The following is a 13,208-nucleotide window of genomic DNA, read 5'->3' on the forward strand; positions in this document are numbered from 1 at the left end:
AAAGCCCACCAATCGGTGGGCTTCGTGTTTTCACAACGCTATCAGAACAACTTCATCTTCGGCGCTTCTTCTTTCAACGGCTCGTTCTTCGCCGTCTGTTCGTTCCAGCCACCACCCAGGGCCTTGTACAGGTTGACCTGGCTGACCAGCTGCGCCAGACGGTCGGTGATCAGCACCTGTTGCGCACTGAACAGCTGACGCTGGGCATCGAGGAATGTCAGGTTGCTGTCGACACCGATGCGGTAGCGACGCTCGGCCAGGCGGTAGTAGTCCTGGTTGGCACTGACGAAGTCTTTCTGTGCCTGCAACTGCTGGACGTAGGTCTGGCGCGCGGCCAGGCCGTCGGCGACTTCCTGGAAGGCCGTTTGAATGGACTTCTCGTAGTTCGCCACGCCGATGTCTTTCTGGATTTTCGAGTAATCCAGGCTGGCACGCAGGCTACCGGCGTTGAAGATCGGCAGGTTGATCTGCGGCTGGAACAACCAGGTGCCCGAACCACCCTTGAACAAACCGGACAGGTCCGGGCTCAGGGTGCCGGCATTGGCCGTGAGGCTGATGCTCGGGAAGAACGCAGCCCGCGCCGCGCCGATGTTGGCGTTGGCGGCCTTCAGGTTGTACTCGGCCTGAAGGATGTCCGGACGACGATGCAGCAAATCCGACGGCAGGCCGGGCGGAACGTCGCTGAGCAGGTCGTCGTCAAGCGGTTTGGCCGTTTGCAGGTTGGCCGGGATACCGGTGCCGAGCAGCAGCACCAGGCTGTTCTCGTCCTGGGCGACCTGACGGGTGTACTTGGCCAGTTGCGCACGGGCGTTTTCCACCGAGGTGCGCGACTGCGCCAGGTCCAGGGCCGAGGCGACGCCGACTTCGTTGCTGCGGGCGGTGAGCTTGTAGCTCTCCTCGAAGGCGGCCAGGGTGTCCTGGGTCAGCTTGTACAGTTCCTTGTCGGCCTGCCAGGTCAGGTAGGCATTGGCCACACTGGCCACCAGGCTGATTTGCGTGCTGCGGCGGCCTTCTTCGGTGGCGAAGTACTTCTGCAACGCTTCTTCGTTCAGGCTGCGAACCCGACCGAACAGGTCGAGTTCATACGCACTGACGCCAAGAGTGGCCGAGTAGGAACTGGTGATGCCGGCTTCGCCGGTCTGCGAGGCGTCAGCCGGAAGCCGCTGACGGCTGCCGCTGCCGTTGGCCGAGACGGCCGGGAACAGATCGGCACGGGAGATGCGGTATTGAGCCGCGAACGCGTCGATGTTCAGGGCCGCGACACGCAGGTCACGGTTGTTTTCCAGGGCTACCTGGATCAGCTGTTGCAGCGCCGGGTCATGGAAAAACTGCTTCCAGCCCTGCTCGGCAGCCGCTTGCGCCGGAGCCTGGGCCGGTGAATACGCCAGGCCCTGCGGGTACTGGCCCGCCACCGGCGCTTCGGGCTGCTGATAATCAGGTATCAGCGAACAGCCACCGAGCACGAAGGCGGCGACTGCCAGGGAGAGTAGCGACTTGCTCATTAGCCAGCCTCTTTAGGAGTTTCAGTAGCGTCATCCTGGTCGGCGATTTTGCGCTGGCCTATGGACGACACGGTGACGAAGAACAGCGGGACCCAGAAGATCGCCAGCACAGTGGCCGTGATCATACCGCCGATCACGCCGGTACCGATTGCATGCTGGCTACCGGAACCTGCGCCGGTGGATATCGCCAGTGGTACCACACCGAGGACGAAGGCGAGCGAGGTCATGATGATCGGTCGCAGACGCATGCGGCAAGCCTCGATCGCCGCATCGCGCAGGCTACGCCCTTGTTCATGCAGTTCCTTGGCAAATTCGACAATCAGAATGGCGTTTTTCGCCGCCAGACCGATAGTCGTCAACAAGCCTACCTGGAAGTACACGTCGTTGGACAAACCACGCAGGCTGGTGGCCATCAGTGCACCAATGATCCCCAACGGTACCACCAACATCACCGCGATCGGAATCGACCAGCTTTCATACAACGCCGCCAGGCACAGGAACACCATCAGCAGCGACAGGGCGTACAGCGCCGGCGCTTGCGAGCCGGACAGACGCTCTTCGTACGACAGGCCGGTCCAGGAAATACCGACGCCCGCCGGCAGTTTCTTGGCGATGGCTTCGACTTCGAGCATGGCTTCACCGGTGGAATAGCCGGGCGCCGGGGCGCCGAGGATTTCCATCGCTTCCACGCCGTTGTAACGGGCCAGTTTCGGCGAACCGTAAATCCACTCGCCCTTGGCGAACGCCGAGAACGGAACCATGGTGCCGACGCTATTGCGCACGTACCACTTCTGCAGGTCTTCAGGGCCCATTCGAGCGCCTGGCTGGCCTTGCACGTACACCTTCTTCACGCGACCACGGTCGATGAAGTCGTTGACGTAGCTACTGCCCAGGGCAATCGACAGGGTGTTGTTGATGTCGGCGATGGTAATGCCCAGGGCACTGGCCTTCTCGTCATCGATTTCCAGCTGGTATTGCGGTTCGTCGTTCAGGCCGTTCGGACGCACCTGAGACAGAATTTTGCTTTGTGCGGCCATGCCGAGGAACTGGTTGCGCGCTTGCATCAGTTTTTCGTGGCCGATACCGGCACGGTCCTGCAGGAACACGTCGAAACCGGTGGCGTTACCCAGTTCCAGTACCGCCGGTGGCGCGAAGGCGAACACCATGGCATCGCGGAAGGTGAAGAAGTGTTGCTGGGCACGGGCCGCCACCTTGAACACGTTGTTGTCGGCGTTACGTTCGTCCCACGGGCGCAGCATGATGAACGCCATGCCCGAGCTCTGGCCACGGCCGGCGAAGTTGAAGCCGGTCACGGTAAACACGGAGTTCACCGCATCGCCTTCACCGCCATCCTTGCCAGGGCGAAGCAGGAATTCACGCATTTCGTCCACGACCACCTGGGTGCGTTGCGACGTCGAACCGGCCGGGGTCTGCACCTGGGCGAACAGTACACCCTGGTCTTCTTCCGGCAGGAACGCCGTTGGAATGCGGGTGAACAGCCAGATCATGCCCACCACGATCAGCAGGTACGCCAACAGGTACGGGATCTTGCGCTGCAGAATATTGCCGACACCGCGTTCGTAGCTGCGAACGCCGCGGTCGAAATTGCGGTTGAACCAGCCAAAGAAACCGCGTTTCGGGGTGCCGTGCTCGCCTTTCGGAATCGGCTTGAGCATGGTGGCGCAGAGCGCCGGGGTGAAGATCAGCGCGACCAGTACCGACAGGGCCATGGCCGAGACGATGGTGATCGAGAACTGCTTGTAAATCACACCGGTGGAGCCGCTGAAGAACGCCATGGGCAGCAGAACCGCCGACAGCACCAGGGCGATACCAACCAGCGCGCCCTGGATCTGGCCCATGGACTTCTTGGTGGCTTCCTTGGGTGACAGGCCTTCTTCGCTCATCACCCGTTCGACGTTTTCCACCACGACGATGGCGTCGTCCACCAGCAAGCCGATGGCCAGCACCATGCCGAACATGGTCAGGGTGTTGATGCTGAAACCCGCTGCCGCGAGGATGCCGAACGTACCGAGCAATACCACCGGCACGGTCATCGTGGTGATGATGGTGGCGCGGAAGTTTTGCAGGAACAGGAACATCACCAGGAACACCAGCGCGACCGCTTCGACCAGGGTGTGAACCACGCCCCTGATCGATTCGGTCACCACCGGGGTGGTGTCGTACGGGAACACCACTTCCATCCCTTCAGGGAAGAACGGCTTGAGGCTGTCGATGGTCGTGCGCAGGGCCTTGGCGGTATCCAGAGCGTTGGCACCGGTGGCCAGCTTCACCGCCAGACCGGAAGCCGGCGCGCCGTTGAACTGGGCGTTGATGCTGTAGTTCTCGCCACCCAGACCGACTTCGGCGACATCTTTGAGGCGAACCTGGGAACCGTCCTTGTTGACCTTGAGCAGGATCTTGTCGAATTGCTCGGCGGTCTGCAGGCGGGTCTTGCCGATGATCGTCGCGTTCAGCTGGGTGTCGGGCAGGGCAGGCAGGCCGCCGAGCTGGCCGGATGACACCTGGACGTTTTGCGCGGCGATAGCGGTTTTGACGTCGACCGGGGTCAGGTTGTAGTTGTTCAACTTGGCCGGGTCGAGCCAGATGCGCATGGCGTACTGGGAACCGAACACCTGGAAGTCGCCGACACCGGCGGTCCGCGAGATCGGGTCCTGCATGTTCGACACGATGTAGTTGGACAGGTCGTCCTTGGTCATGCTGCCGTCACGCGACACCACGCCGATCACCAACAGGAAGTTCTTCACCGCCTTGGTCACACGGATACCCTGTTGCTGCACTTCTTGCGGCAGCAGCGGGGTGGCCAGGTTCAGCTTGTTCTGGACCTGAACCTGCGCGGTGTCGGAGTTGGTGCCTTGCTCGAAGGTCGCGGTAATGGTCATGGTGCCGTCGGAGTTACTTTCCGACGAGACATAACGCAGGTTGTCGATACCGTTGAGCTGTTGCTCGATCACCTGAACCACGGTGTCCTGAACCGTTTGTGCCGAAGCACCCGGGTAGGTCACGGAGATGGCGATCGCTGGAGGTGCAATGCTCGGGTACTGGTTGATCGGCAACCTGAGGATCGATAGTGCCCCGACCAACATGATCACCAGGGCAATTACCCAGGCGAAAATCGGACGGTCGATAAAAAATTTCGACATGGTTTACTCCCCTTCGCCGCCGGAGGCTTTATTAGCTGCCTGGGCGGGGGCCGGGTTCTTTGCGGCTACGTTGGTCGCTTCACTGGCCTTGACTTCGATGCCGGGTTTGACGAATTGCAGACCTTCGGTGATCAGGCGATCGCCGGCCTTCAGGCCGTCTTCGATCAGCCATTGATTGCCGACAGTGCGGTTGGCCTTGAGTTGACGCAGTTCAACCTTGTTGTCCGGGCCGACAACCAGTGCGGTTGGCGTCCCCTTGAGGTCGCGGGTCACGCCTTGCTGCGGGGCCAGGATCGCCGCGCTGTTCACACCGGCCAGCAACTTGGCGTGCACGAACATGCCAGGCAGAAGAGTGTGATCAGGGTTCGGGAAAATGGCGCGCAGGGTGACGGAACCGGTGGTCTGGTCAACCGAGATTTCGGAGAACTCCAGCTTGCCGTCCAGCTTGTACTCGCTGCCGTCTTCGAGGGTCAGCTTGACCGAGGCCGCGTTGTCGCCGGCCTTTTGCAGGCGACCGCTTTCCAGCTCACGGCGCAGTTGCAGCAGCTCGACCGAGGACTGCGTCACGTCGACGTAGATCGGGTCGATTTGCTGGATCACCGCCATCGCGTCGACCTGGGCATTGCTCACCAGCGCGCCTTCGGTCACCGAGGAGCGGCCGATGCGGCCGGTCAGCGGGGCATAGACCTTGGTGTAGCGCACGTTGATCTGTGCGGTCTGCAGCGCCGCTTCCGATTGCAGGCGGTTGGCCACGGCGGTGTCGTATTCCTGACGGCTTACGGCCTGCTCGTCGACCAGTTGCTTGTAGCGGTCGGAAATCGACTTGGTCGAACGCAGATTGGCTTCGGCGCTGGCGAGCGTTGCTTCATAGATCGACGGGTCGATCTGATAGAGCTGCTGGCCGGCCTTGACGTCGCTGCCTTCCTTGAACAGGCGCTTGAGAATGATGCCGTTGACCTGCGGGCGGACTTCGGCAATGCGGAACGCGCTGGTGCGGCCGGGCAGATCGGAAGTCAGGGTGAAAGCTTGCGGTTGCAGAGTCACGACGCCGACCTGAGGCGGTGGGGCGGCCGGTGCTGCCTCTTCCTTTTTGCATCCGCTGAGCAGCGATGCCAGGGCGACGGCGGCGACCAGAGCGGTAACAGCTGGCTTGAATTGCATGAAAATCCTCGGGTCAGGCGCGCAAGGTGCGCACTAGAAAGGTGGAAGGTTGAAAAATGTTTGCCGAGTGGATAAGTAGCTTGCTAAGGAATATACTTACGTACATGGCTGTTTGTAAATACCCAGGCTATGTACCCACGCCGTTACACAAGCCTTTGAAAGGTTGGAATTGTAGGCCGGGGACGCACCCCCAGAACGTTCGCCCCACTTTTATTCAGCCGATGTTCAGGCATCGCTGAAGTACCCTGATTGAGGTTGTACTGCCATGGTCCGTCGTACCAAAGAGGAAGCTCAGGAAACCCGCGCGCAAATTCTCGTGGCGGCCGAAAAGGCCTTTTACGAGCGGGGCGTGGCGCGCACGACCCTGGCGGACATCGCGACCCTGGCCGGCGTCACTCGAGGGGCCATCTACTGGCATTTCAGCAACAAGGCGGATCTGGTGCAGGCCATGCTCGACACCTTGCATGAGCCACTGGAAGAAATGGCCAAGGCCAGCGAAAGCGAAGACGAACTCGATCCCCTGGGCTGCATGCGCAAACTGTTGATTCATTTGTTTCATCAAATTGCGCTGGACCCGAAAACCCGACGCATCAATGAGATTCTTTTTCATAAGTGCGAATTCACCGATGAAATGTGCGACCTGCGCCAACAACGGGTGTCCGCCAGCCTTGAATGCAATGTGCGGATCGGCCTGGCCCTGAGTAATGCCGTGAATCGTGGCCAGTTGCCGGAAAACCTCGACACCGCCCGCGCCGCAGTCAGCTTGCATGCTTACATTGATGGCATCCTGTACCAGTGGTTGCTGGCCCCCGACAGTTTTGAATTGCACACCGAAGCCGAGCGTTGGGTCGATACCGGGCTGGATCTGTTGCGCTTCAGCCCCAGCTTGCGCAAGTAAAGCAAAATGCGTAATCGGTGCCTTGTGTGTCAACCGTTGACGCCGAAGATGAACAGTTCTTCACGCGCCCTTCGACAATGGGGTGCTTTTATATACTTACACTCGGCAGGTTGACAGGTAGCAAGCTCAGTAATTTGTAGGGAATTTGTGTCGAGTCCGTGAGAGCCCACCTATTGCCCCTGTAGGAGCGAGCCTGCTCGCGATGGCGGTCTGTCATTCAGCATCATCGTTGAATGTTAATCCGCTATCGCGAGCAGGCTCGCTCCTACAGTGGATTGTGTTAACCGTCCAGATACTAAAAAGCCCCAGCTCTTTCGAGTCGGGGCTTTTGCGTTTCAACGGTTGCTGATTACAGCGATGGGTAGTCGATGTAACCAACCGGGCCCTTGGCGTAGAACAGTTCCGGGCGCGCTTCGTTCAGCGGCGCGTCGGCCTGCAAGCGTGCCGGCAGGTCAGGGTTGGCAATGAAAGGTACGCCGAAGGCGACTGCATCGGCCTGGCCGCTGGCGAGCAACGCGTTGGCGCTGTCCTTGGTGAAACGCTCGTTGGCAATGTAAGGGCCGCCGAAGGCTTCCTTGAGCTGTGGGCCGAGGCTGTCGGCACCCTCTTTCTCCCGCGAGCAGATGAAGGCAATGCCACGCTGGCCCAGTTCGCGAGCGACGTAGGTGAAGGTCTCTGCCAGGTTGTCGTCGCCCATGTCATGCAAGTCGGCGCGTGGCGACAGGTGCACGCCCACACGGCCGGCGCCCCAGATTTCGATGGCGGCATCGGTCACTTCCAGCAGCAGGCGGGCACGGTTCTCCAGGGCGCCGCCGTAGTTGTCGGTGCGCTGGTTGGTGCTGCTTTGCAGGAACTGGTCGAGCAGGTAACCGTTGGCGGCATGGATCTCCACACCGTCGAAGCCGGCAGCCTTGGCGTTCTCGGCACCGACGCGGTAAGCGTCGACGATGTCAGCGATTTCAGCGGTTTCCAGGGCGCGCGGCACCGGGAAGTCGGCCAGCGGACGCACCAGGCTGACATGGCCCTTTGGCTGGATGGCGCTCGGGGCGACCGGGGCTTCATCGTTCAGGTACAAACCGTGGGAAATGCGCCCCACGTGCCACAGTTGCAGGAAGATCTTGCCGCCCGCGCCGTGGATCGCCTTGGTCACGTTGGACCAGCCACGCACCTGATCGTTGGACCAGATACCCGGGGTGTCCGGGTAGCCGACACCCATCGGCGTCACCGAAGTGGCTTCGCTGAGGATCAGGCCGGCGGAGGCACGTTGCACGTAGTACTCGGCCATCAGCGCGTTGGGCACGCGACCTTCGTCGGCGCGGCAGCGGGTCAGTGGCGCCATGATGATGCGGTTGGCCAACTCGAGGTCGCCCAGTTTGATCGGATCGAAAATAGTCGTCATTTAAAGGCTCTCTTTTGGCGATCAGTTAGAAGTGGCAGGGGCCAGATCGGGATTGCCGCTCTGACGGAAGGTAATCAGGGTCGCCAGCAAGGCGAGTACCGCCAGTACGGCTGCCGCGAGGGGCACGCTGGTCAGGCCGAAGCCGTGGGCTATCACGCTGCCGCCGACCCAAGCACCCAAGGCGTTGCCGATGTTGAAAGCGCCGATGTTCAGGGTCGACACCAGGTTCGGTGCGGCCTTGCCGAAGGTCACCACGTTCACTTGCAGCGCCGGTACGGCGGCGAAGCACGCGGTGGCCCAGAGGAACAAGGTGATTTCGGTGGGGATCAGCGCAACGCTGGTCCAGGTCAGCAAGGTGGACACCACGGCCATGGTGATGAACACACCGATCAGCGTCGCGGCCATGCCTTTGTCGGCCAACTTGCCGCCGATAATGTTGCCGACCGTCAGGCCCAGGCCGATGAGCATCAGGGTCCAGGTCACGCCACGGGGCGAGACACCGGTGACTTCGCCCAGCAGCGGCGCAACGTAGGTGAACAGGGTGAACACCGAGGCGGCGAACAGCGCGGTCATGCTCAGGGACAGCCAGATGCCGCCGCCCTTGAGTGCGGCCAGTTCGGCGCGCATGTCGAGTTTTTCTTCATCACGCTTGGCCGGAAGGAAGCGGATCAAACCGATCAATGCGATTACACCGATCACGGTCACGGCCCAGAAGGTCGAACGCCAGCCGGCTTCCTGACCGAGGGCGGTGCCCAGCGGTACGCCGAGGACGTTGGCCAGGGTCAGGCCGGTGAACATCAGGGCCACGGCCGAAGCGCGTTTGTTCGCAGGCACCAGGCCGGCGGCTACCACTGAACCGATACCGAAGAAGGCGCCATGGCACAGGGCGGTAACCACACGGGCGAACATCAGCACGTTGTAGTCGCCGGCGACTGCGCAAAGCAGGTTGCCGACAATGAAGATGCCCATCAACGCCACCAGGGCTGCCTTGCGCGGCAGTTTGGCGGTGGCCAGCGCCATGAACGGCGCGCCGATGGCCACGCCCAGGGCGTAACCGGTCACCAGCCAGCCGGCACCGGGAATCGACACACCGAGGTCAGCCGCCACGTTGGGCAGCAGGCCCATGATGACGAACTCCGTGGTGCCGATGGCGAAGGCGCTCAAGGCCAGGATGAGTAGCGAGAGGGGCATTGTTTCATTCCTTTTCGGCTGGCTGACGTAAAGGGTCAGAGCTCTTGGCTGAAGGTTTTGAGGAATTCCTGGATGGTTTCCTCGTTGCGTTTGAAGAAGTGCCACTGGCCGACTTTGCGGCTGCTGATCAGGCCGGCGCGTTGCAGGGTCGCCAGGTGTGCGGACACCGTGGACTGCGACAGGCCGCAACGTTGATCGATCTGCCCGGCACAAACGCCGTGCTCGTTACTGTGGGACTGGTCGGGAAATTCGACGGTCGGGTCCTTGAGCCAGTGCAGGATGTCTCGCCGTACTGGGTGTGCCAGGGCTTTTATTATTTCGTCGAGATTGATGGTCATGATGTGGGCTCGTGATGTTTAAAACGCTATATCGCGATGAGGCGAACTTTAAATCGGTATTTCGCGATATACAAATATGATTTGGCTCTGACCAGCTCACATTTCGGTATATCGAGTTATAACGATATGATGAGTGTAACAAGACAAGGGGGCAGTGCTAAGCTGCGCCCATGAACTATCTCGCACATCTTCACCTCGGTGGCCAGCGTCCCGGCCAGTTGCTCGGCAGTCTGTATGGCGATTTCGTCAAGGGACGGCTGCAAGGGCAATTCGCTCCGGAAATCGAGGGGGCTATCCAGTTGCACCGAAGCATCGACGTGTACACCGATCGCCATCCGCTGGTGGACGTCGCACTGTCGCGTTTCTCCCTGACCCGTCGTCGCTACGCGGGGATCGTGCTCGACGTGTTTTTCGACCATTGTCTGGCCCGGGACTGGGCGCTGTATGCCGACCGGCCGTTGGAGCTGTTCACTTCAGACGTGTATCGCGTGCTGTCCAGCGAACGGCAGTTACCGGAGCGGCTGGCGAAGATTGCGCCGCACATGGTGGCCAATGACTGGTTGGGTTCGTATCAGGAATTCGAAGTGCTGGAGCAGGTATTGCGCGGGATCTCGCGGCGCCTGACCCGGCCGGAAGAGCTGGCGGCGGCGATGCAGGAGTTGCGGCGGTTGTATGAGCCGTTGAGCGAAGACTTTCGGTTGTTCTATCCGCAACTGCAGGATTTTGCCCGGAACTATCCAACACCCTGAAACCACTGTAGGAGCGAGCCTGCTCGCGATTGCGATCTGTCATTCAGCATCATCGTTGAATGTTAATCCGCTATCGCGAGCAGGCTCGCTCCTACAGGAGGCATGTGTTTACGCTGCAATGGCAGGGCGCATCGGGGCTCGTTGCGGTTCGACAATTTCGCCGAACAACACCTTCTGCACCGCCTGTTGCGCCTCGAACGCCAGGGCCGCGCGTTCCCGGCCTTCGCAAGCGATTGGCTTGAGCAGATGAATCTCGACACCGCCACGGTCATTGGCAAACAACCGCATCAGATGCGACAGCAAATCATCGTCGCCAATAAATGGAGCCAGCGCGCAAGGCTCGCCGTTACGCACATAACGAATCGCCACCGGCTGCATGGCCACTTCGGAGTCGATGGCGGCGGACAGCAGGCGGCCGTGGAAAGTACGCAGCGAACGGCCATCGGTAGTGGTGCCTTCCGGGAACATCAGCAGGGGGTGTGCCTGTTCCAGATGACGGGTCATCTGCTTGCGGATCAACTGGCTGTCACCCGAGCCACGGCGGATAAACAGGCTGCCGGCCTTGGTCGCCAACCAGCCGGCCACCGGCCAGGTGCGCACTTCGGCCTTGGACAGGAACGACAGCGGCGTGAGCATCCCCAGCAGCGGGATGTCGGTCCAGGATACGTGGTTGCTGACCCAGAGCATCGGTGTCTTCGGCAACTCGCCGTGCACGGTCACGTCAAAGGGCAGGGCGTTGCTCAGGCGGGCCATGAAAAACCGCGACCAGCGCTGACGACGCGCCATCGAATGGGCCATGCCCAGGCGCTCGAACACCCCGAACACGCTGGCCATGCCCAGGCCCAGCGTCACCACCAACAGCACTCGCGCGATTCGCGCGTACACCCGCAACCGGCTCATTACACAGCCGCCTTGAAGTGTTTGGCGTAACGCGGGCAGAGCTCGTCGCGCTTGAGCAGGATGAACACGTCGGCGACCTGGAAGTCTTCGTCCCAGCATGGCTCGCCGCAGATCTTCGCACCCAGGCGCATGTAGGCCTTGAGCAGCGGCGGCATTTCGGCGATCACGTTCGAAGGGATATCCAGGGTCGGCAGCGGCTTTTTCGGCTCGGCCCGCAGGTGTTCGGTGCACAGGTAACGTTCACGCAGGCGCTGCATGATGGCGTGGGCCTGGATGCCGCCGTCCTGCATCGGAATGCTCGCGCAACCCATCAAGTAGCTGTAGCCGCCCTGGTTCAGCACTTCGGCCAGTTCGCCCCACAGCACGGCGATAGTGCCGCCGTTGCGGTAGGCCGGGTCGACACAGGTGCGACCGATTTCCAGGATCGGGCCTTGCAGGTGCACCAGACCGTGCAGGCTGAATTCTTCTTCGCTGTAGAACTTGCCCAGGCTACTGGCGGCGGTGTGGTCGAGCAAACGGGTGGTCGCCACTAGACGGCCGGTGTTCAGGTCACGCACGCCGATGTGGGCGCAGTGAACATCATAGTCATCCATGTCCAGACCCAGTTCCGCGCCTTTCAGCTTGGCGTTGAATTCGCCGCTGAACACGTTGAAACGCAAGGCCTGAGCTTCCTGCAAAGCCTCGGCGCCCATCAGGCGTTCGGCTTGCAGGCGGCGTTCGTTGCCGGTGTCGCTGATGCGGGCGATCTGAGTCATGGCGAATCTCCGTGCGGGCTGCTCACCCGTCTCTGGGCTACAGCGAATCGACTTTCTTTGTCTAGCCGTGTTGTGCAAAGTCAGGCTATGTAGCCCCGGTGTCATCGCCATTAAGCTTTGGTGATGCTTATATGACAGCCCTCGAGGAGCCTCTTATGCCCTGGCAAACCCTGTTGAACCGCCGTGATCGCTTGCCCGCCAACCCGGACCTGGCCGAAGGTTTCGCGACCTTGTTGCAACAGCTGGGAACGGTCACGCCATTTGAGTTGGCGGTGCTTGGCGGGCGGTTGATGGCGACGCCGGGGCTGGCGTTTCTGGTGGGGTATCAAGCGGCCTTGCGCATGCTCTGGCCGAGCGCGCCCCTGAGTCTTGGCGCGCTGTGCGCCACCGAACAGCGCAGCCTGCGCCCGGCCGACATGCAAACCCGACTGAGCGATTTGCGCCTGAGTGGACGCAAGGATTTCGTCACGGCCGGCGATGCCGCCGACTGGCTGCTGGTGGCGGCGCGCAGCGAGGAGCCCGGCACCGACCCTCGCTTGAGCCTGGCGGTGATCTATCGCGATGAACCGGGTGTGCGGGTTGAAAAACTGGCGTCGATCCCGTTGATGCCGGACATCAGCCATGGTCGGTTGTTTCTGGATAACGCACTGTGCGAGTTGCTCGCGGGGGATGGTTGGGACGCGTACGTCAAACCGTTCCGCACGCTGGAAGACATCTATGTGCTGAGTGCGATGACGGCGTGGTTGTATGGCGTCGGCCAGGAATGCGCTTGGCCGCAAGGCCTGCAGCTGCGGTTGCTGGGGTTGCTGGTCGGGTGCGCGGAAACCAGCCGCCAGCCACCGAGCCATCCGACCGGGCATGTGTTGCTTGGCGGGTTGTTTGCGCAGTTCGAAGGGCTCAAGGCTGAGGTGAACGAGTCGCTGGCTGGAGGGTCGCCGGAGTGGGCGGCGATGTGGCAGCGGGACCAGGCCGTGATGGATTTGGCGGCGGGGGCTCGGGGGAAGCGGTTGGCCAAGGCTTTGGCGGAATCTTCATTGAACTGACTGGCCTCATCGCGAGCCGGCTCGCTCCTACATTTGGAACGCATTCCCCTGTAGGAGTGAGCCTGCTCGCGATAGCAATCTTTCAGGCAATACAAATTTCAGAACTGTCAT

The 13,208-nt window shown here is 61.2% G+C and carries 11 protein-coding genes; 3 read left to right on the forward strand and 8 right to left on the reverse strand.

Annotated elements, in window-relative coordinates; translation table 11 throughout:
* Window positions 1-41: 41 nt before the first annotated feature.
* Genes emhC through ACM6J5_RS19955 form a run of 3 tightly spaced genes read right to left on the reverse strand, consistent with a single transcriptional unit; the run spans window position 42 to window position 5,824 of the window.
* Complete coding sequence (emhC, locus tag ACM6J5_RS19945) at window positions 42-1,502, reverse strand: efflux RND transporter outer membrane subunit EmhC (RefSeq protein ID WP_095945407.1); 1,461 nt, start codon at window positions 1,500-1,502, stop codon at window positions 42-44.
* Window positions 1,502-4,663: an efflux RND transporter permease subunit EmhB gene (emhB, locus tag ACM6J5_RS19950; RefSeq protein ID WP_150673113.1), complete on the reverse strand. Its 3,162-nt coding sequence runs from the start codon at window positions 4,661-4,663 to the stop codon at window positions 1,502-1,504. Before emhB ends, emhC begins: the two co-directional genes overlap by 1 nt.
* A gap of 3 nt (window positions 4,664-4,666) precedes the next feature.
* Window positions 4,667-5,824, reverse strand: coding sequence for an efflux RND transporter periplasmic adaptor subunit (locus ACM6J5_RS19955; RefSeq protein WP_095945409.1), 1,158 nt, complete (start codon window positions 5,822-5,824; stop codon window positions 4,667-4,669).
* Between the two features lie 265 nt (window positions 5,825-6,089).
* On the opposite strand from ACM6J5_RS19955, the gene emhR reads away from it, so the two are divergent.
* Window positions 6,090-6,722 (forward strand): efflux system transcriptional repressor EmhR, encoded by a 633-nt coding sequence (gene emhR, locus ACM6J5_RS19960; RefSeq protein ID WP_095945410.1) that lies wholly within the window; start codon window positions 6,090-6,092, stop codon window positions 6,720-6,722.
* A gap of 349 nt (window positions 6,723-7,071) precedes the next feature.
* Here the strand turns inward: emhR and ACM6J5_RS19965 are convergent, their stop codons facing one another.
* From ACM6J5_RS19965 to ACM6J5_RS19975, 3 genes are read right to left on the reverse strand one after another with little or no spacing between them, the layout of a single operon-like run.
* Window positions 7,072-8,121, reverse strand: a complete 1,050-nt coding sequence (locus ACM6J5_RS19965) for an alkene reductase (protein WP_414929195.1) — start codon at window positions 8,119-8,121, stop codon at window positions 7,072-7,074.
* Window positions 8,122-8,142: 21 nt separating this feature from the next.
* A complete protein-coding gene (locus ACM6J5_RS19970) occupies window positions 8,143-9,312 on the reverse strand; it encodes an MFS transporter (RefSeq protein WP_414929196.1) in 1,170 nt (389 codons plus the stop codon).
* Window positions 9,313-9,347: 35 nt separating this feature from the next.
* On the reverse strand, window positions 9,348-9,650 hold the full coding sequence (locus ACM6J5_RS19975) for an ArsR/SmtB family transcription factor (RefSeq protein WP_095945413.1): 303 nt from the start codon (window positions 9,648-9,650) through the stop codon (window positions 9,348-9,350).
* A gap of 170 nt (window positions 9,651-9,820) precedes the next feature.
* Between ACM6J5_RS19975 and ACM6J5_RS19980 the strand changes: the two genes are divergently transcribed.
* On the forward strand, window positions 9,821-10,399 hold the full coding sequence (locus ACM6J5_RS19980; protein ID WP_150673109.1) for an ACP phosphodiesterase: 579 nt from the start codon (window positions 9,821-9,823) through the stop codon (window positions 10,397-10,399).
* Window positions 10,400-10,507: 108 nt separating this feature from the next.
* Here ACM6J5_RS19980 and ACM6J5_RS19985 read toward each other — a convergent pair whose 3' ends face one another.
* Together ACM6J5_RS19985 and olsB are read right to left on the reverse strand one after the other, a co-directional pair.
* Window positions 10,508-11,299, reverse strand: a complete 792-nt coding sequence (locus ACM6J5_RS19985) for a lysophospholipid acyltransferase family protein (protein ID WP_150673108.1) — start codon at window positions 11,297-11,299, stop codon at window positions 10,508-10,510.
* Entirely contained in the window at window positions 11,299-12,054 is a 756-nt protein-coding gene (gene olsB, locus ACM6J5_RS19990; RefSeq protein ID WP_150673107.1) for an L-ornithine N(alpha)-acyltransferase, read from the reverse strand. The genes ACM6J5_RS19985 and olsB overlap by 1 nt, the downstream gene beginning before the upstream one ends.
* Before the next feature lie 155 nt (window positions 12,055-12,209).
* On the opposite strand from olsB, the gene ACM6J5_RS19995 reads away from it, so the two are divergent.
* Complete coding sequence (locus tag ACM6J5_RS19995) at window positions 12,210-13,097, forward strand: acyl-CoA dehydrogenase family protein (protein WP_414929197.1); 888 nt, start codon at window positions 12,210-12,212, stop codon at window positions 13,095-13,097.
* Window positions 13,098-13,208 lie beyond the last annotated feature (111 nt).

The sequence above is a fragment of the Pseudomonas sp. IT-P74 genome (assembly GCF_949768175.1).
Lineage (GTDB): Bacteria > Pseudomonadota > Gammaproteobacteria > Pseudomonadales > Pseudomonadaceae > Aquipseudomonas.